Origin of the sequence: Bradyrhizobium sp. F1.4.3 (assembly GCF_040548375.1) — a bacterium.
In the GTDB taxonomy this organism is placed as follows: domain Bacteria; phylum Pseudomonadota; class Alphaproteobacteria; order Rhizobiales; family Xanthobacteraceae; genus Bradyrhizobium.
Genome location: NZ_JBEPRN010000005.1, coordinates 1 through 23,240, shown reverse-complemented (window position 1 = coordinate 23,240; position 23,240 = coordinate 1). Strand labels below are relative to the sequence as shown.

General features: G+C 64.8%; 25 protein-coding genes. 11 read left to right on the top strand and 14 right to left on the bottom strand.

Annotated elements, in window-relative coordinates:
• Positions 1-27: 27 nt before the first annotated feature.
• The 5 genes from ABIB73_RS16520 to fliL all read right to left on the bottom strand — a co-directional run bounded on the left by ABIB73_RS16520 (position 28) and on the right by fliL (position 6,786).
• Positions 28-3,750, bottom strand: coding sequence for a tetratricopeptide repeat protein (locus ABIB73_RS16520; protein WP_354225397.1), 3,723 nt, complete (start codon positions 3,748-3,750; stop codon positions 28-30).
• A gap of 102 nt (positions 3,751-3,852) precedes the next feature.
• Positions 3,853-4,611 carry a MotE family protein gene (locus ABIB73_RS16515; protein ID WP_354225396.1) on the bottom strand — a complete coding sequence of 253 codons (759 nt, stop codon included), beginning with the start codon at positions 4,609-4,611 and terminating at the stop codon, positions 3,853-3,855.
• Positions 4,612-4,620: 9 nt separating this feature from the next.
• Positions 4,621-5,067, bottom strand: a complete 447-nt coding sequence (locus tag ABIB73_RS16510; RefSeq protein ID WP_354225395.1) for a DUF6468 domain-containing protein — start codon at positions 5,065-5,067, stop codon at positions 4,621-4,623.
• Positions 5,064-6,266 carry a flagellar motor switch protein FliM gene (gene fliM, locus ABIB73_RS16505; RefSeq protein ID WP_354225394.1) on the bottom strand — a complete coding sequence of 401 codons (1,203 nt, stop codon included), beginning with the start codon at positions 6,264-6,266 and terminating at the stop codon, positions 5,064-5,066. The genes ABIB73_RS16510 and fliM overlap by 4 nt, the downstream gene beginning before the upstream one ends.
• A 19-nt stretch (positions 6,267-6,285) precedes the next feature.
• On the bottom strand, positions 6,286-6,786 hold the full coding sequence (fliL, locus tag ABIB73_RS16500; RefSeq protein WP_354225393.1) for a flagellar basal body-associated protein FliL: 501 nt from the start codon (positions 6,784-6,786) through the stop codon (positions 6,286-6,288).
• Positions 6,787-7,169: 383 nt separating this feature from the next.
• On the opposite strand from fliL, the gene flgF reads away from it, so the two are divergent.
• Genes flgF through flgH form a run of 4 tightly spaced genes read left to right on the top strand, consistent with a single transcriptional unit; the run spans position 7,170 to position 10,657 of the window.
• Positions 7,170-7,931, top strand: coding sequence for a flagellar basal-body rod protein FlgF (flgF, locus tag ABIB73_RS16495; RefSeq protein ID WP_354225392.1), 762 nt, complete (start codon positions 7,170-7,172; stop codon positions 7,929-7,931).
• A 16-nt stretch (positions 7,932-7,947) separates the two neighbouring features.
• Positions 7,948-8,736 (top strand): flagellar basal-body rod protein FlgG, encoded by a 789-nt coding sequence (gene flgG, locus ABIB73_RS16490; RefSeq protein WP_354225391.1) that lies wholly within the window; start codon positions 7,948-7,950, stop codon positions 8,734-8,736.
• Between the two features lie 10 nt (positions 8,737-8,746).
• Positions 8,747-9,886: a flagellar basal body P-ring formation chaperone FlgA gene (gene flgA, locus ABIB73_RS16485; RefSeq protein WP_354225390.1), complete on the top strand. Its 1,140-nt coding sequence runs from the start codon at positions 8,747-8,749 to the stop codon at positions 9,884-9,886.
• A gap of 3 nt (positions 9,887-9,889) precedes the next feature.
• Positions 9,890-10,657, top strand: a complete 768-nt coding sequence (gene flgH / locus ABIB73_RS16480) for a flagellar basal body L-ring protein FlgH (protein ID WP_354225389.1) — start codon at positions 9,890-9,892, stop codon at positions 10,655-10,657.
• Between the two features lie 176 nt (positions 10,658-10,833).
• On the opposite strand, the gene ABIB73_RS16475 is transcribed toward flgH, so the two are convergent.
• Together ABIB73_RS16475 and ABIB73_RS16470 are read right to left on the bottom strand one after the other, a co-directional pair.
• Positions 10,834-11,613: a 2-keto-4-pentenoate hydratase gene (locus tag ABIB73_RS16475; protein ID WP_354225388.1), complete on the bottom strand. Its 780-nt coding sequence runs from the start codon at positions 11,611-11,613 to the stop codon at positions 10,834-10,836.
• A gap of 84 nt (positions 11,614-11,697) precedes the next feature.
• Positions 11,698-12,726, bottom strand: a complete 1,029-nt coding sequence (locus ABIB73_RS16470; protein WP_354225387.1) for an SDR family oxidoreductase — start codon at positions 12,724-12,726, stop codon at positions 11,698-11,700.
• A 95-nt stretch (positions 12,727-12,821) separates the two neighbouring features.
• On the opposite strand from ABIB73_RS16470, the gene ABIB73_RS16465 reads away from it, so the two are divergent.
• Positions 12,822-13,229 carry a winged helix-turn-helix transcriptional regulator gene (locus ABIB73_RS16465; protein WP_354225386.1) on the top strand — a complete coding sequence of 136 codons (408 nt, stop codon included), beginning with the start codon at positions 12,822-12,824 and terminating at the stop codon, positions 13,227-13,229.
• A 278-nt stretch (positions 13,230-13,507) separates the two neighbouring features.
• Here the strand turns inward: ABIB73_RS16465 and dksA are convergent, their stop codons facing one another.
• Together dksA and ABIB73_RS16455 are read right to left on the bottom strand one after the other, a co-directional pair.
• A complete protein-coding gene (gene dksA, locus ABIB73_RS16460) occupies positions 13,508-13,873 on the bottom strand; it encodes an RNA polymerase-binding protein DksA (protein WP_008554760.1) in 366 nt (121 codons plus the stop codon).
• Between the two features lie 214 nt (positions 13,874-14,087).
• Entirely contained in the window at positions 14,088-14,699 is a 612-nt protein-coding gene (locus ABIB73_RS16455; protein ID WP_354225385.1) for an NAD(P)-dependent oxidoreductase, read from the bottom strand.
• 147 nt (positions 14,700-14,846) lie between these two features.
• Here ABIB73_RS16455 and ABIB73_RS16450 point away from each other — a divergent pair, with 147 nt between their 5' ends.
• Positions 14,847-15,218, top strand: coding sequence for a winged helix-turn-helix transcriptional regulator (locus tag ABIB73_RS16450; protein ID WP_354225384.1), 372 nt, complete (start codon positions 14,847-14,849; stop codon positions 15,216-15,218).
• A 62-nt stretch (positions 15,219-15,280) separates the two neighbouring features.
• On the opposite strand, the gene ABIB73_RS16445 is transcribed toward ABIB73_RS16450, so the two are convergent.
• Positions 15,281-15,694, bottom strand: coding sequence for a flagellar assembly protein FliX (locus ABIB73_RS16445; protein ID WP_354225383.1), 414 nt, complete (start codon positions 15,692-15,694; stop codon positions 15,281-15,283).
• Here ABIB73_RS16445 and ABIB73_RS16440 point away from each other — a divergent pair.
• From ABIB73_RS16440 to ABIB73_RS16420, 5 genes are all read left to right on the top strand, one after another.
• On the top strand, positions 15,687-15,857 hold the full coding sequence (locus ABIB73_RS16440; protein WP_354225382.1) for a hypothetical protein: 171 nt from the start codon (positions 15,687-15,689) through the stop codon (positions 15,855-15,857). The genes ABIB73_RS16445 and ABIB73_RS16440 overlap by 8 nt on opposite strands.
• Positions 15,858-15,963: 106 nt before the next feature.
• Positions 15,964-17,100, top strand: a complete 1,137-nt coding sequence (locus tag ABIB73_RS16435; protein ID WP_354225381.1) for a flagellar basal body P-ring protein FlgI — start codon at positions 15,964-15,966, stop codon at positions 17,098-17,100.
• Complete coding sequence (gene flgJ / locus ABIB73_RS16430; protein WP_354225380.1) at positions 17,100-17,462, top strand: flagellar assembly peptidoglycan hydrolase FlgJ; 363 nt, start codon at positions 17,100-17,102, stop codon at positions 17,460-17,462. The genes ABIB73_RS16435 and flgJ overlap by 1 nt, the downstream gene beginning before the upstream one ends.
• Before the next feature lie 11 nt (positions 17,463-17,473).
• Positions 17,474-17,971 (top strand): hypothetical protein, encoded by a 498-nt coding sequence (locus ABIB73_RS16425; RefSeq protein WP_354225379.1) that lies wholly within the window; start codon positions 17,474-17,476, stop codon positions 17,969-17,971.
• Positions 17,972-18,130: 159 nt separating this feature from the next.
• Positions 18,131-18,490 (top strand): hypothetical protein, encoded by a 360-nt coding sequence (locus tag ABIB73_RS16420; protein WP_354225378.1) that lies wholly within the window; start codon positions 18,131-18,133, stop codon positions 18,488-18,490.
• Positions 18,491-18,493: 3 nt separating this feature from the next.
• On the opposite strand, the gene ABIB73_RS16415 is transcribed toward ABIB73_RS16420, so the two are convergent.
• The 4 genes from ABIB73_RS16415 to ABIB73_RS16400 all read right to left on the bottom strand — a co-directional run.
• Positions 18,494-18,862 (bottom strand): hypothetical protein, encoded by a 369-nt coding sequence (locus ABIB73_RS16415; RefSeq protein ID WP_354225377.1) that lies wholly within the window; start codon positions 18,860-18,862, stop codon positions 18,494-18,496.
• Positions 18,863-18,874: 12 nt separating this feature from the next.
• Complete coding sequence (flaF, locus tag ABIB73_RS16410) at positions 18,875-19,243, bottom strand: flagellar biosynthesis regulator FlaF (RefSeq protein ID WP_354225376.1); 369 nt, start codon at positions 19,241-19,243, stop codon at positions 18,875-18,877.
• 293 nt (positions 19,244-19,536) lie between these two features.
• Positions 19,537-21,777: a DUF1522 domain-containing protein gene (locus ABIB73_RS16405; protein ID WP_354225375.1), complete on the bottom strand. Its 2,241-nt coding sequence runs from the start codon at positions 21,775-21,777 to the stop codon at positions 19,537-19,539.
• 244 nt (positions 21,778-22,021) lie between these two features.
• Positions 22,022-23,240: DUF1522 domain-containing protein (locus ABIB73_RS16400; RefSeq protein WP_354225374.1), on the bottom strand; the 1,219-nt coding region annotated here is incomplete at its 5' end.

Below are 23,240 nucleotides of genomic sequence, written 5' to 3'. Positions count from 1 at the left end.
AATGATAGAGTGCGGCTGGAACGGATCTTACCGCGTCATCTTGATCTGCCGCACGACGGGGATCGAGGGCAGCGAGCCGGTGTGCTCGGTTTCGTCCTTGGCCTGCGGGGCCGCCGGGGCGCGCGCGGTGGCGTCGGGGAAACGCTGCTTCATCTCGCGCAGGAAGCCGTCGAGCGTGTCGACGCTTGCGGCGAGCTTGGCGATCTCGGCGAATTCGGCGCTGGAAGCAGCTGCCGGCTTGCTGGCGATGTCGAAGGCGATCCGGTCGGCGCTCTCGCTCATCAGCGGCGCGTATTTTTCGCGGAAGCGCGACAGCCCGATCGTGTCATCGGCGAGCGCGTAGCCGACGGCGGCGCGGATGATGTCGCTCTTCTCCACCGCGTTGAGCGGCTTGAAATCGCGGAAACGCTCGCCGCAATAGAGCTCGATCTGCTCGGCGGACTCGCGCCAGCGCCGCGCCGCCCAGAAGATGTCGGAACGCAGCCTCAGCACCTCGCGCCCCGAGACGTTGGAGACGATGTCGAGTGCGAGATCGTGGCGGCCGACGTCGCTCTGCGCGCGCGCCTCCAACAGCAGGCGCTGCTGCCGCAGCTCGCCGGAGAGATCGCTGATGCGGCTCGCGCGCAGCGCCGTGATCGCCATGTCAGGCTTGCGATTGGCCAGATAGATCATGGAAAGGCGCGCGGCGACTTGCGCGCGCGCTGCGCCTTCGAGGCGATGGTCGACCTGGTATTGCAACAGTTCGGCAGCCTGGTCGAGCAGATCGATCGAGGCGAGGCGATCAGCCAGGCGGCGGATCAGCTCGTCGCCGCGGCGGCCGATCGGCGTCAGCTCGCGGAACTCATAAAACATCCCGAGCGCCTCGACCGGCGGCAGCTCGTCGCCCTTCGGACCTAAGAAGATCTGCGTGAACAGGTCGGAGGCCAGATCTTGCGCCTGACGCGAGGCCTCGGCGTTCGGCTGGAGCTTGGTCGCGGTGCGCGCCGCCGTGAGCGCGTCGCGATAGCGCCCGTTCTCCGAGTACATCTGCGACAGCATCTGGAGCGTCCTGACCTCGATCGCGTCGCCGCGCCAGGTCATCGACAGCGTCTCGAGCTCGCGCAGCGCATCTTCCTTGCTGATCTCGTCGCGCTTCTGCCGCAGCGCGATTTCGAGCTGCTTGGCCTCCGCCGCCGCCGGCCGGTCGTCCGAGACGACCGCGAATTTATAGTCGTCGAGCGCATCCTTGTCGTGGCCGAGCGCCTCGGCGAGCCGGCCGCGCAAAACGGCAAAGCCGGGCGCCGCCTCCGGCGATACGCCGACCACCTCGATCTCGCCGCGGCGCTTGGAGGCGCCGGCATAGTCCTTCACCTCGAGCGAGGCGCGCATCGCGTCCATCGTCACGATGCGCTGGATGTCGAGCGGCAGCGAGGCGATGGCGAATTCGACGTTCTTGAACTTCTCGCGCGCATCCGCCCATTTGCCCTGGCGCGCATAGGCGAGCGCCTTCCAGAGCTGGGAATCGTGGCTGTTGCCGATCACGGGATTGGCGAGATCCTTCAGGCCCTGCGCCGGCCGGCCGATCAGGATGCTCGCGATCGCATGCATGATCAGCGCGCCGCTCTCCTCCTTGTTGAGGGGGTCGGTCAGCATCACGTCGGTGACGGACTTGGCCTCGTGATACATCGCGCGCGACATGTAGAACTGCGCAAGGTCAAGTCGCGGCAGCGAGCGCTGCGGCGGCTCGACCGCGGAGATCGCCGTGATCAGCTCGCTCTGGCGCGTCCAGAAATCTTCCGACTGGCCCTTGCGCCAGCCTTCGGGATTGAAGACCGGCCGCACCGCAGTCGGCGCCCGCTCGGCCGAGACGTCGACCGGCGACAGCGTCAGGCCGCCCTTCTTGCCGAGAATGACCTTGTCGGATCCGACCTCGATGCCGACCTCGTCGGAGTTCGGCCGGATCGCGATGCCATGTGCGGATTCCAGCAGCGAGAGATCGACGAGGTCCTGCCGCTTGATGAAGCCGCGGACCGGCCGGGCTCCGGTGACGACGTAGAGCGTGTCGCCGGCGTCGGGGTCGGTGAGCTTGTGCAGGAGGCCCGGATTGGCAAAGGGGATAGCGATGTTGGCGAGCGCAGGATCGGTGATGTTGCGCGACATCATCAGCGGCAGCGGCGTCGCCTGGATCTTGTCGGCGAGCGTGAGCAGCCAGTTTGTCTCCTTGCCGACCTCCTCACTGGTCAAGGAATAGACCAGTGGACGGGTGAGACGGATGCGCACCGCCTGCCCCTTGTCGAGCGGCATGCGGCTGACCTCGCCGATCATCGCGCCGCCTCTGGCGCGGATCGCTTCGACGTCGATCGGCTTCTGCGAATCGAACACCAGCCACACGGTGTCGCCGCGACGGAACGCCGCCGCGGGCGTTGCGACCTGAAGCGGGAACGTCACGCGCAGGCCGTCGCTGTCGCGGCGCGCATCGACGCTGGCAGTGGGCGGCGGCGCGGCCTGAGCCGGCGTCTCGGCAGGCGCCTCCTTTGCAGCTTCCTTCACGACCTCCTTGGGCGCCTCGGCCACCGCAGGCGCCACCGGCCTGGCGGGAGCGACAGGCGCGGCTGCCTCCATCGCAGGCAACGCGGGCTTGGGCGCTTCAGCGGCGGGCGGACCTTCGGTCACGGATGCTGCGGGAGCCGGCGCCGATTTCAGCGCTTCAACCGCCGGCATCGCGGCGGGAGCTTCCGGCTTCGCCTCGGGCTTGATATCGATTTTGGCTTCGCGCGCGATCGCCTCCGAGGTCGGCGGCGTGATCTCGCGATGGGCGTCCTTCGGCTTCTCGGCCGCCGGCTTTTCCGCGGCCGGTGCCGGTCCGTGTCCCCCGGACTTGGCTTGCGCAATCGCGGCCTCTGGCGTCGCGGCGACCTTGCCCTTGTCAGGCTGGAAGGCGATGTCGACGACGTAATTCTTCTCGTCACGGAAGGAGTGCACGTCGGAATCGCCGATCAGCGCGATCTCGACACTGGTCTGGTCGATATCCCCCTTCTGCTTGATCGAGGCGACATTCGGGGGCGCGGCAACGACTGCATCCGCCAGGTCGAAACTGAGATTGGCGTTGAAGGCGAGCGTGAGCTTCTGCTCGTTGAGCACCGAGGAGACGCCGACGCCGTCGGGCATCTCGAACACGAAGCGCACGAAGGTCGGCTGCACCGAAGCGCGCACGCGGATCTGCGGCCGCTTCTTGCTCTCGGCGGCGGCTCGCTGGGCACGCAGCGCGCGCTCGGCCACACGTGCGCGCTCGGCGAGTTCTTTCACCACGTCCATCGGCAAGCTCGGTGGCGGCCCCTTCCACCCCTCCGGCAGCAGGTCGACGAAGGTGCGCTCGCCGGCATTCATGGTGTTGACGGTGACGCGCCGCGCCAGCGACAGCCGGATCGCGCCGCCGTCGGGATCGCGTCGGGCAGAATTGACGTAATCGGGCGCACCTTCCGGGACGCGATCGACGGGAACGTCGACGGTCCGGTCGAAGCGGATGATGAGGATGGAGCCGGCGGTCGTCACCTCGGAGGGAACGTCCTCGCCGAGCTTGATCACGAGGCGGGCAAAGCCGCCGGCCGCCGAAAAACTCGCCTCGCCGCGGACCGGATCGGCGGCGCGGGCAGCCCCGAGGCCGATCAGGAGGCAGGCAGCCAGCGCAGGCACCGTGCGGACATGACGCAACAGCCCCTGCGCCAGGGCGCGGGCTCGCGACATAAATCCGGCGGCAGCCTCGCGCGCCATTGGCGACATTTCTTCCGGTTCGGCGGTCCATGCCGGCACTGGCGCCGGCCCGTGCCGTCGACTGTAAATTTTGCCAATTAAGGACTTCTTAAGTATGAGCCCTCAATTCGGCTTTTGCGTCGGCTTGCCGTCGATCTTCGGGAGATCGCCGGCGGAAGCGGACTGATCCCCGCCGCCATTGGCACGGCGTGCCATTTCGACCGTCAGCCGCTCGGCGGCCTCCGGTGACATCAGGCCGAGGATGTCGGACATCTTTCGCGGCGCGATCGCGCTGGCGATCTCGATCAGCACGCCCATCTCGAGCCGGTCGAACACCCGCGCGGCGTCCTTGGGCTTCATGCCCTCATACGTGGTGATGAGGCCCTTCATGCGCTGGGCTTCGGCGGCCTTCTGCTCGGCCTGCGTCGCGGAGATGCGGGACTCCACCGCCTTCATCTCCTCGACCTTGCTCTCGATGCGCTTCTCGGCCGACTTCAACAGGCTCTCGCGGATGTCGATCTCGCGCTGGCGGGCCTCGATCTCCTGGCGGCGCGACTGCAACCGTTCCAGGATCGCCCGCTCCGAGGCCGAGACCTGCGGCTGGGTGTCCTCCACCTTGACCACGGTGCCCTCGGGCTTGGATTCGGGGGCGGCAGGCTTCGGTGCCTCCGGCGTGCCATGGGTCGAACCCGTGATGTCAGGGTCTTCCCGTCCTGTCGGGAAGTTCAGATTTTCCTGCGCCCACGACTTCTTCACCGTGTTCGGCTGGTAGTCGAACACGTAGCCGCCATTGAGCACGAGGCCCGCGACCTTCAGCGTGGCGAGACCTGCAACCGCAACCAGGACGACCGGAATGACGCGGATGTTACGAAAAGACTTCATACCATGGCTTTATGCGGCAAGACCGTTGGACCTTCGACGTTCGGAAAAGGCTTCCGCCGCCGCAGCCACCGCCTTCGCGGCCGACGGCTTGGCCGCGGGCGCGGCAGCGGCTTCTGGATTAGTCACCGGCCGCGCAGCGATCGCGATCTTGGAGAGGCGGCGCACCACGCTGTCGGCTTCACCGAGCTGCTTGTAGAGTTGATCCGACATCTGGGTCGCGGCGGCAAGCTGGCTGCCGAGATTCTCGTTGACGTCGCGCACGGCGAGCTTCAGCCCGCCGATCGCGCGCTCGGCGATCTCGGTCGCGGTGATCAGTTCGCCGATCACCGCTTTCAGCGAATGTTCGTCCGCCTTCAGCCGTGTCAGCCGCTTGTTGAGCAGGATGCAGTAGCCGATCGTGAGCATCAGCAGGATGGCCACCAGCGTCTCGATCGCCATTCCTAGAGAGTGGTTCATGGGGCCTCCATCATCTTGTTCTGTTCGTCCACCTTCTCGAACATCGCAAGTGTCGTACTTGGCTTGCGCAGGGGTTTCGTCACGCGGATCGCGACGCGGTCGCCGACCCGGCCCATGCGTCCTTCGGTGATGGTGACGTCGCCGCAGCGCACCGTGACGTTGGCATCCGCGCGCATATCCAGCGGCAGCGTGTCGCCGACCTTGAGCCGCATCAGCTGCTTGAGCGGAATGTCAGCCTCGTAGAGCACGGCGTCGACGGCGATCTCGGCCTGGACGATCTCGGTGGCGAAATGGCCTTCCCAGATCGGGTCGCGGCCGAACTTTTCGCCCATGAACATCTGGAGCAGGACAGCCCGGATCGGTTCGATGGTCGCGTAGGGCAGCAAGAGCTCGATGTTGCCGCCGCGATCTTCCATGTCGATGCGCAGGCGCACCAGGATCGCGGCGTTAGCGGGACGGCTGATCGCGGCGAAACGCGGATTGGTCTCGAGCCGGTCGATCGTGAAGGTCACCGGCGACAGCGGCCGGAACGCCTGCTCGGCATCGGCCAGGACCACTTCGACCAGACGCTTGACCAGCTCGGTCTCGATCGTGGTGTAGGGCCGGCCCTCGATGCGGAGCTGGCTGGAGCCGCGGCGGCCGCCGAGCAGCACGTCGATCATCGAGTAGATCAGGTTGGAATCGACCGTCGCCATGCCGAAATTGTCCCACTCTTCGGCCTTGAACACCGAGAGCACGGCCGGCAGCGGGATCGAGTTCATGTAATCGCCGAAGCGCACCGAGGTGATGCGGTCGAGCGAGACTTCGACGTTGTCGGAGGTGAAATTGCGCAAGCTTGTCGTCAGCAACCGCACCAGGCGGTCGAAGACGATTTCGAGCATCGGCAGACGCTCGTAGGAGACCATCGCCGAATCGATGATCGCGCGGATGCCGGAATGGTCGTCGAGCGTGACGTCGCCGACGGTGAAGCCGAGGAGATTGTCGATCTCCTCCTGCGACAGCACCCGCTCGCCGGAATTCTTGCCGGTGCCGAGATCGCGGCTGCCGTCCTCGACCATGGCCGCCCATTGCAGGGCCATGGTCTCCGATAATTCGTTTTCGGCAGCAGCTTTTGCGGCCTCGGCGGGATCCTCGGAATCGAGCGAGGCCTCCCATTGGGCGGCAATTGCATCCTGGTCGGGTTGGTCGTTGCCTGCCATGATCCCTAGCCCACCATGCTCACTGGATCACGACTTCCTTGAACAGCACCGCGCTGACCTGGACCGGCGCGACCGCCGCGTTGACACGCTTGGTCAGCTCTTCCTTGAGGCGGAAGATGCCGGCGGAGCCGTTGAGGTCGGAGGAGCGAAGCTCGCGCACATAGGTCTGGAAGATGTCGGTGATGCGCGGCATCGTCGGCTTGATCGCCTCGATCTGCTTCTCTTCCTTCAGTTCCAGCACGATCTTCAGCTTCAGATATTGCACACGCTCGCCGGGCGCGCCGGCGAGGTTGACCATCATGTCGGGCACGTCGACGAAGGCCGGTGGCTTCGGCGGCGGGGCGGCCTCGGCATGATGCTCGTCGTCGCCGTGACGGAAGAAGAAGAACCAGGTCGCGGCGCCGCCGCCGAGGACGGCGAGCAGGCCGACGGCCATGACGATGATCTTGAGCTTGTTCTTCGGCGCAGCGGTTTCAGCGCCTTCGGCGGCTGTGCCGCCTTCCGCTTCATTCTCTGCCATGGTCGCCGGGCTCGCTCATCTCAAAAAGGGTCGAAAGAGCGAAGCCTTCTGGCAGACAGTGACGCGATACAAATGCCCCAGCGCGGTGCGCCCCTCTTACATGCAAACGCTACGGTAATAATGGTTAACGGAACCTTTCGATTGGGCTTCCACTAGGAAAAATCTGCCGGGCAAACATGGCTAACAGAACCTTTCTGCCCCCCGCCGGCACCCCCAAGAAATAACCAAATCGTTGTAATCATGTGACTTTTTATGTTGGCACGGCTTTCGCTGAGAGAGGGTCGAGACCGAAGGGTTTGGGAGAACCTGACGGCCTCGTTCACGGGGTCGGCCAAGTCGCTTGGGAGAGCGAGGTGGCAGATCTCACTCAGGGGAGATCTCCGATGCAGAACGCGCTTCTGATCGGCTTGTCACGGCAGATGACGTTGGAGCGGCAGATGGATGTCATCGCCAACAACGTCGCCAATGCCAACACCAACGGCTTCAAGGCCGACCATTCGCTGTTCGAGGAGTACCTCAACTCGAACGCGCATGAGGACAATTTCGTCAGCTCCGACCGCAGGGTCTCCTATGTGCAGGACCGCGGCACCTTCCGCGACATCGGCCAGGGGCCGTTGGAGGCGACCAACAATCCGCTCGACATGGCCATCAACGGCAACGCCTATTTCGCCGTGCAGGCCAATGGCGGCGAGCGCTACACCCGCGACGGCAAGTTCTCGCTCAACAGCACCGGCCAACTCGTCACCTCCGACGGCAATTTGGTGCTCGGCACCGGCGGCCCGATCACCTTCCAGCCGACCGACCACGACATCAACGTTGCGCCGGATGGCACCGTCACGGTGCTCGAGGGCACGGCAAAGACCGACTCGATCCGCGGCAAGATCCGCATGGTGTCGTTCGACGATCCGACCAAGCTGACCAAGCTCGGTGCCAACCTCTACGGCGCCGGCTCCGCAAACCAGCAGGCCGACACCAAGTCCACCGTGCAGCAGGGTTACATCGAGAAGTCGAACGTGAATGCGGTCGGCGAGATGAGCCACATGGTCGAGGTGATGCGCAGCTACACCGCCGTCGCCAACCTGCTCCAGCAGCAGAGCGACCTCCACAAATCGGCGATCGAAAAACTCGCCGACGTTCCGGCCTGATTGAGGGAGAACTGACATGCAGGCGCTTCACACCGCAGCGACCGGAATGGCGGCACAGGAACTCAACGTTCAGGTGATCTCCAACAACATCGCCAACCTGCGCACCACGGGCTTCAAGAAGCAGACCGCGGCGTTCCAGGACCTGATCTACGAGCACATCCGCCGCGTCGGCGCCCAGTCGTCCGACCAGGGCACCATCCTGCCCGTCGGCGTCGACATCGGCGGCGGCGTCAAGACCGTCGGCACGCCGCGCAGCATGACGCAAGGCACGCTGTCGCAGACCGGCAACGACCTCGATCTCGCGATCTCGGGCGAGGGCATGTTCAAGATCCTGATGCCGGACGGTACCTACCAGTACACCCGCGACGGCACCTTCCAGATGGACAATCAGGGCCGCATCGTCACTGCGCAAGGCAACCCGGTGCAGCCGACGATCACGATCCCGAACAATGCCTCGGGCATTTCCGTCAGCGTACAGGGCCAGGTCTCGGTGACGCTGCCGGGCTCGTCGACCTCGACCATCATCGGCCAGATCGGCCTGACCCGCTTCATCAACAAGGCGGGCCTGCAGCCCGTCGGCAGCAATCAGTTCACCGAGACGCCCTCCTCCGGCCCACCGCAGGACGGCACGGCGACCGCCGAAGGTTACGGCACCATCACGCAAGGCAGCCTCGAGCAGGCCAATGTCGACGTCGTCTCGGAGATGAGCGACCTGATCGCCGCGCAGCGCGCCTACGAGATGAACGCCAAGGTGATCAGCGCCGCCGACCAGATGATGCAATCGACCACGGCGCTGTTCCGCTGAGGTGATGACGATGATCCGCACCACGCTCGCCACCATCTCTGCCCTGCTCGCGCTGGCACTGCCGGCCCAGGCCGCCGACGACGGAATCGCCACGCCGACGCTGCGCGCCAGCATCACCGTCACCTCCGATGTGGTGCGGGTCGGCGATCTCATCGACAATGCCGGCTCGGCTGCGCTAATCCCGGTCTATCGCTCGCCCGATCTCGGCACCACCGGCGCGCTGCCGGTCGCCCAGGTCCTGAGCGTGCTGCGCGCCAAGCAGGTAATCGGCGTGATGACCGGCGACATCAAGGAGGTGTCGGTCACCCGCCTCGCCCGCACGCTCGCCAACAAGGACCTCGAGAACGCGGTCGCGTCCGCGCTCGAGCGCCGCTTCGGGCTCGGCGAGGCCGCCAACATCACTGTCACCTTCGACCGCGGCGTCTCCGACATGCGCCTCGACGCTTCCAACACCGGCGCGCTCCAGCCGGTCGCAACCCGCTACGACGCGCGCAGCGGCCGCTTCGACATCGCCTTCGAGGTCAGTAACGACAACAATCCGGCGCCGACCAGGCTGCGCTTCGCCGGCACCGCGATCGAGACCGTCGAGGTCGCCGTCCTGACGCGCGACATCGAACGCACCGAGATGCTGAAATCCTCCGACGTCGCGCAGGAGCGCAGGCCCCGGGCGGAAGTGACCGGCGAGCCCGCCACGCGCGAGCGCGCGGTCGGCATGCAGCTTCGCCGGCCGATGCGGGCGGGCACGCCGATCCGCGTCGCCGACATCGCCAAGCCCGAATTCGTGCAGCGCGACCAGAGCGTCACCATCATCTACCAGGTGCCCGGCCTCTACCTCACCACGCGCGGCAAGGCGGTCGAGAGCGGCGCCGAAGGCGACACCGTCACCGTGCTCAACGTGCAGACCAAGCGCACGCTGACCGGAACTGTCACCGGCCGCGGCCAGATCACGGTGCAGGGCGCGAGCCAGGCCGCGCCGATGGCGCCTGCGGTCGAGCCGGCCGACCAGACCTCGTCGCTTCAGCGCGAAACGCCGGCACCAGCGCCGGCGGCTCCAGCAGCGGTGTCGCCGACCAAAGTTTCGCAAGCCCAGATCCCGCCAGCCCAGTTCCCGCCGGCCCAGTTCCTGCAAGCTCAAGCAAAGTCAGAGTAAGTCATGTCCGCTTTCAGTTCGGCTTCCCGTCTCCGTCGCGTTGCGCTTTCCGGCCTGCTGCTGGCAACCTCAGCATTCGCGAGCGGCTGCTCCTCGATCGACCGCCTGTCGCAGATCGGCGAGCAACCGAAGCTGTCGGCGATCGACAATCCGACGACCCAGCCCGGCTACAAGCCGGTGCAGATGCCAATGCCGAAGCCGGAAGTCGCCTCCTACAATCCGAACTCGCTGTGGCGCAACGGCAGCCGCGCCTTCTTCAAGGACCAGCGCGCGACCCATGTCGGCGACCTCCTGACCGTGACCGTGAACATCACCGACAAGGCCAACATCGCCAACGAGACCCAGCGCAGCCGCACCAATTCGGAAGATTCGGGCATCACCGACTTCATCGGCGCCAAGACGCTCGGCGTCCAGGCGCAGAAGGTGCTGCCCGGCCGCATCCTCACCGCCGACTCCACCGCCTCCAGCGATGGCAAGGGCTCGGTCAATCGCCAGGAAGCGTTGCAAACCAATGTCGCCGCAGTCGTGACGCAGGTGCTGCCGAACGGCAACCTCGTGGTCGAGGGCAAGCAGGAGATCCGCGTCAACTACGAGATCCGCGAGCTCGTGGTCGCCGGCATCGTTCGCCCCGAAGACATCCAGAGCGACAACACCATCGATTCCAGCAAGATCGCGCAGGCCCGCATCGCCTACGGCGGCCGCGGCCAGATCATGGACGTGCAGCAACCGCGCTACGGCCAGCAAGTCATGGATGTGCTGCTGCCCTTCTAGCCTTCTGCAAGAGCTCCCACATCGTGTTCGCGAACCTAGGCGCGAACGACGATGTACGACGCGGCCCTCGCCAGCTCCCCTGGCGAGGGCCGCATGTATTTTGCGAAGGCGCGTGCCGCGCTCAGTCGTTACACTCCGGCGCGACCACAAGCTCCGTCATTGCGACCGCAGCACCGTCACTTGAACTCCGCCTCCACCACCCCCAGCCCCTCCAAATCCATCCGCACCTTGTCGCCGGCCTTCAGCCACAGCGTCTTCACCAGGCTTCCGGTCAGCACGAGCTGCCCCGCGTGCAGACCCTTGCCGTCGGCGGCGAGGTGATTGGCGAGCCAGGCGAGCGCGTTGTGGGGATGGCCGAGCACATCGGCGCCGGTGCCGTGGCTCACCTCTTCGCCGTTGACGATGGCGCGCCCCTTGACGGCCTTCAGGTCCGGCACCGACGAGCGCGGGACCGAGGGACCCAGCACGCAGCCGGCGGCGAAGAAATCGTCGGCGATCAGCGTCGGGGCGCCCATCGTCTGCCATTTCACGTAGCGGTCGTCGACGATCTCGATCGCGGGATGATAGGCCTCGACGGCCTCGCCGACCCATTCGGCCGTGAACGGCGCTTCGCCGGCGGCGAGATCCCGCTTCAACCGCACCGCGATCTCGCATTCGACGCCGACGCGGACATAGTCGGCAGCGGCGAGCTTGACGCCGCTGTCGTGCACACCCTTCTGGAACACGCCACCGCCGCAGGGGTGCGAGATGCCGATGTACTCCTGCATCACCTGGCTGGTGCAGCCGATCTTGTAGCCGACGAGCGGCCCGACATTCTTCAGCAGCAGATCATGCAGCGCGCGCTGGACCTGGTAGCCCTCGGCCTCGTCGGCCGGGGGAACCTCAAGCGCCGCAAGCGGCGCATGGTTGCGGCGCGCCAGCGCGATCGCCTTTGCGGCTTCGAGAATTTTGTCCATCGGCGCCGGCTCCCACGCTACGCGATCATGTGCGGCAGTGGAGCATTCCGGCCCGGGCCTGACAAGCGCGGGTGGCGGGTGGCTTTACGCCCTGACCAGGCCGAGCCGGATCAGGCTCTCGGCCGTCGAAAGGATCGCCTCGTCGTTGGATCGCGCCTGCCAGCCGAGCAGCGACCTTGCCTTGGCGCTGGTGGAGTGACGCACCTTTCCAAGCATCGGCACGACCGCGCGCAACAGCGGTATCCGGTTCGCGGCCAGGCGCACCACCCAATCCGGCGCCTGCAAGCGCGGAACCCGGCGCGCCTTCGGCCCGAGTTCCCGCCGCAGCACCCTGGCGATGTCGAGGATCGACAGCGTCTCACCGGAGACCGCGATGAAGCGCTCGCCCTTCGCCTCCGGCGCGGTCATCGCCCGCAAATGCAGGTCGGCGACGTCGCGCACGTCGACAAGGCCGAAATAGACCCGCGGCACCGCCGGCATGGCGCCGTCGAGCAGCGATTTGATGATCTCGATCGAGCCGGAAAAGTCCGGACCCAGTACGGGACCGAAAATGCCGACCGGGTTGATGACCGACAACTCCAGCCCAACACCTTCGCGCGCGACAAAGTCCCAGGCCGCCCGCTCGGCCAGAGTCTTGGACTTGACGTAGGGCTGCACGTCGGCGCCGCCGAGATTGGTCCAGTCGGTCTCGTCGAATGGCTTTTCCCGCGGCTTGTGGCCGTAGCCGATCGCCCCCATCGACGAGGTGATGACGACGCGCTTCACCCCGGCCTCCCGTGCGGCGCGCAGCACCCGCAGCGTGCCGTCGCGAGCCGGGATGATCATCTCGTTCTCGTCCTTCGGGACGCTGGTCGACAGCGGCGAGGCGACGTGGAGCACGTAGTCGCAGCCCGCGATCGCTTCGGGCCAGCCGTCGTCCCGGGTGAGGTCGGCGGTGAAGAAGGACAGGCTTTCGGGCGAAACCACCCCGCCCTCGCGCAGCATCGCCAGCACGTCGTCCCGGCGCTCCGGCCGGCGCACCGTCGTTCGCACCGCGTGGCCGGCGGCCAGAAGTTGCAGCACGACGTGAACTCCGACGAAGCCCGAGCCGCCGGTGACCAGAACAGTGCTCATTGCCAAATCCCCTCATTGCGCGGGCCAGCAAATTGGTTCCGCCAACACCCTGCTCAGGGCCGCATCTGGTCACTATCTCCAATGGCACAAGTAGAATGAATTTCGAGACCGGTATGGAAAACCTGACCAGTGCTTGCGAGGACGACTGCGATTGCAGTCCCGATCCCACCCTGCTCGCCGACTTCAAGCGCGCCATCCATGCCCTCGGCGGCAAGTGGAAGCTGGAGATCCTGTTAGCGCTGATGAACGGGGCACTGCGCTTCGGCGCGCTGCGGCGGTCGATCGGCGGCATCACCCAGCACGTGCTGGCCACGCAGCTGCGCGAGCTCGAGCAGGACGGGCTGGTGTGGCGGACCGCCTTCGCCGAGAGGACGTTGCGGGTCGAGTACGAGCTGACGGATGCAGCTTACGGGCTGTTGCCGGCGTTTAAGGAAATATTGAGCTGGTCGAGGCTCTATGGAGGTGCGCGCCTTGCGACCTCGGAACTGACGCGAGAGACGTGATGCAGCGATGCTTGATGCTGCTGGATCGATGTCTCAGCATTCGAGACGATGTCGTTGATGCGACTCGCAAAACCTCCCGCACCTGAAGTGAAGGCTGTTTCTCATCCGAACTCACGTGAGCTCAGAGGAATCGACTCTAGCTCATTGATCGCGATTCATTTTTCGCGATCGCATGCGCCAGCTGACGCGCCGCGACACGCAGCAGACAACAGGCCAATCACGGCGCGAAGCGGCGCCTTGCCTGCAAAAACAAAGAGCCGCACGCGGCGGCTCGTACTTTATTCGTCGCGATAGACCTTCTCGCGTTTCTCGTGGCGCTCCTGCGCTTCCACCGAGAGCGTTGCGATGGGCCGGGCCTCGAGCCGCTTCAACGAGATCGGCTCGCCGGTATCCTCGCAATAGCCGTAGGTGTTGTCCTCGATGCGCTGGAGCGCGGCGTCGATCTTGGCGATCAACTTGCGCTGGCGGTCGCGGGCGCGGAGTTCGATGGCACGGTCGGTTTCGGACGAAGCCCGATCGGCGAGATCGGGGTGGTTCACGTTCTCCTCCTGCAAGGCTTGCAGGGTGAGCTTGGACTCTTTGAGGATCTCATCCTTCCAGGCGAGGAGCTTCAAACGGAAGTACTCCTTCTGCCGGTCGTTCATGAAAGGCTCTTTTTCGGTCGGTCGGTAGTTTTTCAACTTTTCCAAGGGCGGCCTATCTTCTTAAGCAACGACTCGCGAACGGAACGGGGTCCGCTGAGCCGGGCGTTATATAGCGGCCTCCTGTGACAGACAATGTTTCCTTAATGCCTCGGTTACCGCCCCAAGCCCTTGCACAGGAAGCTTTATCCGGAAGAGCCCGGGGACGGCCAAGAACTCAGTAGCCGACCGTGAAGCGCTGCCTCAAATGGGACGGCCGCTCGATCTCGTCGGCCAGTGCAATGGCGTAGTCGGCGAAGGTGATCCAGCTCTTGCCATTCGCATCTGCGAGAAGCTGGTCGGTCCCGAGCCGGAACTTGCCCGTCCGTTCGCCCTCGACGAACAGCGCCGATGGCGAAATGAAGGTCCAGTTCAGGTCCGTTTCCTGCCGCAACAGGTCCAGGAAGGCCGACCCCGCCTCCGCCTCGGCCTTGTATTGGGCCGGAAAGCCGGGAGTTGTGACCAGTTTCACGCCGGGAGCGACCTCCAGGCTGCCGGCCCCGCCGACGACGAGGTAGCGTCCGACCCCCGACGCTTTGGCAGCTCCGAGCAGCTTGTGCGGATCGCTGGCCAGGAAGTGTACGGAACTGACCGCAACGTCATGCCCAGTCCAGAGCTTGGCCAGGCCGGCCTGGTCGAGCACATCCCCATGGGTCGGCACGACATTGGGCAGCGCGGCGATCTTGTCGGGGTTCCGCGCGATGGCGGTGACGCTATGGCCGCGGCGGGACAGTTCCTTGGTGATCTCCGAACCGGCCCGGCCCGAGGCGCCGGCAACTGCGATTTTCATGGAAGGCTCCTTTGCTCCTGTAGTAACTAACAGTGACTAGATATCGTAAAGGATGCTGGTGTTAAGAGAGCACTTTGTGCTTACCTGATTACGCAGGAGTAACCGGCGGGAGCGGCCGGCAACCGGAGCGGAGCACGAGGAACGGAGATGAAACCCAACGTCTATGCAGCAGACTGCCCGACCCGCCAGATCCTCGACCGCGTCGGCGACAAATGGGCGGTGCTGATCCTGTTGCTGCTGCGCGAGGAGCCGATGCGCTTCAATCAGTTGCGCCGCACGATTGAAGGCATCTCGCAGAAGATGCTGAGCCAGGTTCTCAAGTCGCTTGAACGCGACGGCCTGCTCAAGCGCCGCGCCATCGCAACCGTGCCGGTTACGGTGGAATACTCGATCACGCCGCTCGGCGTGACACTAGCCGGCGCCGTCGATCCCCTGCGCGATTGGGCCGAGGAGAATCTCAAAGACGTGCTCGCCGCCCAGCGCCGCTACGATGCGCAGCAGAAGGAAGAAGCGGCTTAAGGCTCAAGTAGGCTTATCGAAAGACCCGTTATCCTGAGGCGCGCGGGGGTGACGGATAACGACTACGCCTGCCCGGCCTTGGCGAGCTCGACCTCGACACGCAGCTCGATCTCGGAGAGGACGGAATCGAGGCCGGGATCGCCGGAGGACGACTTCAGGTTCGCCGCGGCATCCCGCAGCCGCATCACGGTCGACGCGTCGAGATTGCCTGACAAAAGTCCCATCTTGAGATCGTCGAGCACGTCGAGCGCGGTCTTGCCGCGTGTGACCGAGCGCTTGCGGCGCTCGACCGGATCTTCCTCGATGCCTTGCAGCGCGAGCAGTGCGTCAATGTTCGCGGCGGCCTTCGGCGCCCCGGCGGCCCGTGTCTCCTGTGCCGACGAAGTGTCGGGCAGCACGAAGGTGCCGGAGCTTGTCCGCTTGGCCTGGCTGGCCGGCGTTCCAAGCGTGGTGCCGTTCGGTCCGTAGATGCGCATCGCAGCAATCCGGGTGATCGATGCCGTCACCATCGCTGTTTTATGGTTAACGGCGCGTAAACAGCCCGGCAAAATCTGCCGACAGGCGGCAGTTTCGCTCCTCAAGGCGAACGGCGACTGGCATCGATCAAAAGAGATTTATTCAACCTATTCAATCGTCTAGCCCCATTGCCCCGGGTTGGCACAGCGATCGCAAGGTAAGCGCTGGACCAGCTCGTCATGGGAGTGTCGAGAAGGTCCGAGATTTGAGGAGCCTCGGGGAGCAGAGGATGCCAGGCGTTCGTTGGGTGAGGATTCTTAGCGGGGTTTTGGGGGTGGCCTGCGCCGCGCTGTCAGCGCTGGCGCTCTCGGTCGCGTCCGCAAGCGCGACCTCGCGCATCAAGGATCTCGCCAATATCGAAGGCGTGCGGCAGAACCAGCTCATCGGCTACGGCCTCGTCGTCGGCCTCAACGGCACCGGCGATACCCTCAACAACATCCCCTTCACCAAGCAGTCGCTGCAAGCGATGCTCGAGCGCATGGGCGTCAACATCCGCGGCGCCACCATCCGCACCGGCAACGTCGCCGCCGTGATGGTGACCGGCAATCTGCCGGCCTTCGCCACCCAAGGCACGCGCATGGACGTCACCGTCTCCGCGCTCGGCGACGCCAAGGACCTGCGCGGCGGCACCCTGCTCGTCACCCCCCTCCTCGGCGCCGACGGCAACGTCTATTCGGTGGCGCAGGGCTCGCTCGCGATCTCCGGCTTCCAGGCCGAAGGCGATGCGGCCAAGATCGTGCGCGGCGTGCCGACGGTCGGCCGCATCGCCAACGGCGCCATCATCGAGCGCGAGATTGAATTCGCGCTGAACCGGCTGCCGAACGTGCGGCTCGCGCTGCGCAACGCCGACTTCACCACCGCCAAGCGCATTGCGGCTGCGATCAACGACTATCTGGGCGTCAAGAGCGCCGAGCCGATCGACCCCTCGACGGTGCAGCTGACGATCCCGCCGGAGTTCAAGGGCAACGTGGTCGCCTTCCTGACCGAGATCGAGCAGCTCCAGGTCGATCCGGATCTCGCCGCCAAGATCATCATCGACGAACGCTCGGGCATCATCGTGATGGGCCGCGACGTCCGCGTCGCCACCGTTGCGGTCGCGCAGGGCAACCTCACGGTCACGATCTCCGAGAGCCCGCAAGTGAGCCAGCCCAACCCGCTGTCGCGGGGCCGGACCGTGGTCACGCCGCGCTCCAGCGTCGGCGTCACAGAGGACGGCAAGAAGTTGGCCGTCGTCAAGGACGGCGTCTCGCTCCAGCAGCTCGTTGACGGCCTCAACGGCCTCGGCATCGGCCCGCGCGACCTCATCAGCATCCTCCAGGCGATCAAGGCCGCCGGCGCGATCGAAGCCGACATCGAGGTGATGTGATGCAGATAGGCACCACCACCAGCGCCGTCACCAACCCGGCCTTCTCGGTGGAGAGCCGCAACGGCCGGCCCGATTTCGAGCTCGCCGCCGCGCTTCAGAAGGTCCCGCCGCAGCAGCAGGCCAAGGCACAGAAGACCTCGACCGACTTCGAGGCGATGTTCCTCAACAGCATGTTCTCGCAGATGACCTCGGGCCTGAAGGGCGAAGGCCCGTTCGGCGACACGCCGGGTACCGGCGTGTGGCGCTCGATGCTGACCGAGCAATATTCCAAGAACTTCGCCAAGGCCGGTGGCGTCGGCGTCGCGACCGAAGTCTACCGCACCCTGATCATGCAGCAGGCGAAAACCATCCGCACGGCATAAGGTCAAACGACATGAACCAATTCAACGCGTCACATCAGCCGATGCAAGCGCAGCGCCCGAACAACACGCCCGGCAGCGCCGAGGCGCGCAAGCTCGCCGAGGACCTGATGGACGCGATGAGCGCCCTGCTCGGCCTGATCGAGCGCGAGACCGAACTCGTCCGCGCCGGCAAGGTCCGTGAAGCGATGATGCTCGAAAGCCAGAAGCAGGAGCTGTCGCGGCGTTACGTCGTGGCCGTCAGCCAGTTGAAGGCGAGCCAGGCTCAGCTGTCAAAATCCGCGCCCGAACTGCTCTCGACGCTGCACCGGCATCACGACGCCTTCCGCGCGATGCTTCAGGTCAACCTCACCGTGCTCGCGACCGCGCATGCGGTCTCCGAAAGCGTCGTGCGCGGCGTCAACGCCGAGATCCAGAAGCGCAACGTGCCGAACACCTATACGGCGGCGGGACGTCGCGCCACTCCGGGCCCGCGCCACATCACGCCGCTCGCGGTCAGCCGCTCGCTCTGAGCGCTCGCCAAAACACCCGACAATTTTACGAAAAACCGCGCGGCGATAGCGTCGCGCGGTTAGGCACGTTTCCTTACCGGGTCTTCAAACCTGGTGTTCCATGGTTGCGTATTGAGAGGGGTTGGGATTTGACTCACGTGAGGCAACCAGGAGGCTGCCATGAGTACAGATTTCAGCATCAGGCCGGTGGGGATACCGGCGCCTGCGCAGATCGTAACGACGTCGCATCCCGCGGCGAACGATGCCGTGCAGACCGATTTGCCGGTGAGCCAGACGGTGGCCGCAGGCGATGCGGCCGCGGCCGCGCGCAATGATCCGCCGAGCAACGAAAACGTCTCGCGCCAGGTCGTGTTCGACCAGGCGGCCGCATCCTTCGTCTTCCAGGTCGTCAACGACAGGACCGACGCGGTGGTCAATCAATTCCCCGACGAGGCGATGCTGCGCCGGCGGGCCTATTTCCATGCGCAGGATCTGAAGTCCGAGCCCTCGCGCCCGCTCAATACGGACCTCAGCGCCTGACGATCACGTGTCGAGCGTGGCCTGGGCCGTGTCGAGATAGGTCGAGCCGGTCGCGGGATCGGTGACGACGTTCTTGATCTGAGCCTGACCGGTGTCAGTCAGCGTGAACTTCGTGTTACCGAAGCGGAACGAGGAATCCTTGATCAGTACCTGCTGGTACTGAGACGTCCCGTCGCTCTGATAGTGGACCTGCGCGCGAAACCCGTTGACCTGCGAGACGCTCAGCGAGAACTTCTTGCCGTCGGGATAAGTACCGGTCCAATTGCCCTGGTACAGAGACGAGTCGACCGGGACGTATTTGGACGAGCCGGTCGTGCTCGAAAGGACGTTCGACTTATACGCGGTCGACAAGATGCTCATGATGTCGGCCATGAAAAGTCTCCGTCACGGCCGGCCGGACAGACCGGCAGCGATATTGCGGTTGATCTCGATCAGCGGGCGGAAGTGATCGAACTGGGGGCTCATCTGGAGCGCCGCGGTCTGGCTCAGCACGAACACGCTGATGTTGGCGATCTTCTGCCGGACGTCGATCGGCTGCGGGTTGTTGTCGCGCATCGCCTCGCTGAGGAAAATCGTCCAGAGCTTGCGATTGAACATCAGGGCATGCGTGGTCTGCTCGCTGAACGGATCAGCGCTGTTGATCGCGTCCTGGAGCTTGTTGGCGGCCTTCAGCAAGGTTTGCGCCTCGATGTCGCGAGGAGATGCGGTGGTCGTTGCAACACGCGCGTAGGCCGAGGCCGCGGAATTCGACATCAATCATACCCTGGAGGTTTCCTAGCCCATTGAATGGGCTTAAGGATTTCTTTCCCAACCCTAGGCAGCAGCGCTTAAGATTTGCTTACGTGAGCGCTTGGAAGCACTCCGGATTATTACGGGTTACTGCGTCTTCCGTTATCGCAAGGCTAGTCGTGCGCGCGCACGCTGTAAACTTGCTTCGCATGAGACAAGATGATCTGAGCTAATCTTGTCTTAGCGATCTCAATCAAAAAAACGGCGGGGCATTAGCCCCGCCGCGACGTTTCGGGTAGCGATCCTGCGCTGCGAAATTAGCGGAGCAGCTGCAACACGCTCTGCTGCGACTGGTTGGCCAGCGACAGCGCGGAGACCGCGATCGACTGGCGGGTCGACAGCGCCTGGCTGTTCGCCGCCTCCTCGTTGGTGTCGGCGAGCGTCAGGTTCGACGAGCCGGTTTGCAGCACGTTGATCAGGTTCTTGGAGAAGTCCTGGCGAACCTGCACGATCGACAGGTTCGAGCCGAGCGCCGAACCTTCCGACCGCAGCGTGCTCGAGGCCGCGTTCAGGCTGGTCAGCACCTTGTTGGTGGCACCGTTGTCGATGAAGTCGACGCCGGTGACGAGGTTGCTCAGGCCGAGGCCCGCTGCGTTGAACACGACGCCGTTGATGCCGAGCGTCGAGCTGCCCGTCTCGTTGAAGATGAGCTTCAACGTATCGCCGTTGAGCAGGTTGACGCCATTGAACGACGAGTCCTGCGACGTGGTATCGATCTGTGCCAGGATGTTGTTGAACTGGCTGACCAGGTTGGAGCGCGCCGTCTGCGCCACGGGATCCTGGATCGGCGGCTGCGCGGTCGTGAAGGCAACCGTGCCAGTGATTGTGCCACCGACGACGCCGCCGGCGGTCACGGAGCCGAGCGTCGAGGACGCGTATTCATTGACGGTGGTGATCGTGAGTACGCCGTTGGCGTCGATCGTCGCCGTCAGATGGTTGGCCTGAAGCTGGTTGTTTAGCTGATCGAGCGTCTTGACCGTGCCGTTGGTGCCGTCGCCGAAGGTGACGTTCACGGGCGTGCCGCCGTTGAAGGAGGTGAAGGTCAGGGTCTTGCCGGAGATGCTGCCCGCACCCGGCGAGCGACCCGCGGTGAAAGCCGTGCCGGTGCCGGTCGGCCCGGTCAGACCGAACGAGGACAGCGCGTTGCCGGTTCCGGTGATCGACAAATCCGCCGTCGTGCCGGTGCTGAGCTTGAGCGCGCCGTTGACGACCGAGGATAGCGACGAACCGCTCGCCGCAACCACGGCGCCGCCGCTGACGATGCCGGCACCCGACGCTAGATCGATCGCGTTCAGCGAATCCTGAACGTTTCCGCCCTGGAGATAGACGACGGAGTTGCCGTTATTGTCCGTGACGATGTTGCCGATCTTGGTGGACCCCGTCGGAGCGGCAGTAGGGGCGGCCGCGTTCTTGAAGGTGACCGTCTTGCCGTCGACGTTCAGCGTGGAGCCGTCATCAACGAGTGTGCCCAGCGTCGCCGGGCTCGTCAGACGCGCCTTGGTGACAGTGACATTGCCGGAGCCGGTCGAGGTCGTCAGACCAAGCGCCTTCAGCAAGTCGGACTTGCCGGTGATGCTGAGGTCAGCGCCCGTTCCGGTGGTGAGGGTGAGAGCGCCACCAGCGATGGCTGCGTTGGTGCCCGACGAGTTCGAGAACGTGGCAACGCCGGCCGAGATCGCGGCCTTCTGCACGCCACTTGCCAGGTCGATCGCGTTCAGAACGTCCTGAACCTGGCCGGTCGGGACCGCGGTGGTGCCGATGTAGACGGTCGAATTGCCGTTGCCGTCGGTGACGACGTTGCCGCTGAAGCCGGAGCCGGCGGGAACGCTGGCTGCTGCAGGCACGGTGCCGGCCCTGAAGGTGATGGTCTTGCCGTTGACAACGAGCACGTCCCCATCCGATGGCGCGCCGTTCGCGGCGATGGTGGACGCGCTGGGCGCACCGGCCAAAGTGAGGTTCAGAGCAAGGCTAGCCGGCGTACCTGCACCGTCGGGAGCAGCCGATCCTGCCAGCGGTTGCGAGGTGCCACCGAGTGTGGTCGCGCCGGTGACCGGAGTCGTACCACCAGCAGTACCGTTGGTGACGACATTGCCGGTCGCTGTTGCATAGGTATAGCTCGTGGTGCCGCGCAGATCCGCCGGCGTCGCGCCGGGGATCGTGGTCGTGATGTTCGACTTGGTCGAGTAGCCGACTGTGGTCTGGAGCGCCTGGTTCGCGATCGATTTGGCGCTGTCGATCAGCTTTTGCAGCGAGGTGATGCCGGTGTTGGCGGCCTGGAGCACCTGCACCCCGTTGTTGATGCCGTCGAGGAGATTGCTGATGTCGCTCGCCCGGTTGTCCAACCCTTGCGCGGTGAAGAAGTTGGTCGGGTTGTCGAGCGCCGTGTTGACCTTCTTGCCGGTCGAGAGGCGCTGCTGCGTCGTGGCCAGCAGGTCGGCCGTCGACTGCAGCGACAACAGGTTCTGGCGAACCGACGCCGAGAGAACGATGTTGGACATTGGCTGGTCTTCCTCTTGAACCGGGTACGAATCGGGGCTCGCCGATCTGGAAAGCGGGCTTTTGTCCAGTTTTAGGGGCTGTCCTTTAAAGTATGGTTAACGGCGGTTTAAGGGATAGGGTTAATGCCGGGTTAGCGCCCCTCCTCCGCCTGGAGCCGCGGGATCTGCACGGTCGCTGCGCACGCAAAAAAACGGCGGGGCCGAAGCCCCGCCACCGTATTTATCTTGTGATTTCCGTCGCTTGTTAGCGAAGCAGCTGGAGGACGCTCTGCTGCGACTGGTTGGCCAGCGACAGCGCGGAGACCGCGATCGACTGGCGGGTCGACAGCGCCTGGCTGTTGGCCGCTTCCTCGTTGGTGTCGGCCAGGGTCAGGTTGGAGGACCCGGTCTGGAGCACGTTGATCAGGTTCTTGTTGAAGTCCTGACGCACCTGTACGACCGAAAGGTTCGAACCGAGGGTCGACGCTTCCGACCGCAAGGTGCTCGACGCCGCGTTCAGGCTGACGAGCACCTTGTTGGTCGCGGAGTTGTCGATGAAGTCGGTGCCCTGCACCAGGCCGGCCAGACCCAGACCCTTCGAGTTGAAGGTCACGCCGGTGATGCTCAGGTTGGACTTGCCGGTCTCATCGAACACCAGCTTGAGCTGGTCGCCGTTGAGCAGGTTCACGCCGTTGAACGAGGAGTCGACCGAGGTGGTGTCGATCTGCGACAGGATGTTGTTGTACTGGGCGACCAGGTTGGAGCGCGTCGCTTGGGCAACGGGGTCGACGGTCGGCGTGGTCGCATTCGTCCAGGTTAAAGCCGAAGTGATCGTGCCACCGATCACACCACCGGCGACAGCCGAGCCAATCGTCGATGATGCGTAGTCGTTGGTCGCCGAGATCGTGAGCAGGCCGTTGGCGTCGATGGTCGCAGCGAGGTTGTTGGCCTGAAGCTGCGTGTTGAGCTGGTCGAGCGTCTTGACCGTGCCGTTGGTGCCGTCGCCGAAGGTAACGTTGACCGCCGTGCCGCCGTTGAAGGAGGCGAAGGTCAAGGTCTTGCCCGAGATGCTGCCGGACGCAGGTGAGCGGCTTGCATTGAAGGCGGTGCCGGTGCCAGTCGAACCGGTCAGGCCGAGCGCCGACAGTGCGTTGCCAGAGCCGGTGACCGACAGATCCGCGTTTGCACCGGTCGAGAGGTTGAGCGCGCCGGCCACGATCGACGAGTTCTTGGCTCCGCTGGTGGTCTGCAAGGCACCAGAGGCGCCGGCAGTCTTGACGGTCTGCACACCGGTCGCGAGATCGATAGCGTTCAGAATGTCAGCCACCGAACCGGCCCGAAGGTAAACGGTCGAATTGCCGTTTCCATCCGTGACCAGATTGCCGACCTGGGTGGAACCCGTTGCGACTGCGGCGGGCGTCGCCGCGTTCGAGAACGTGATCGTCTTGCCGTCCACGTTCAGCGTCGACCCATCCTGAATCAGG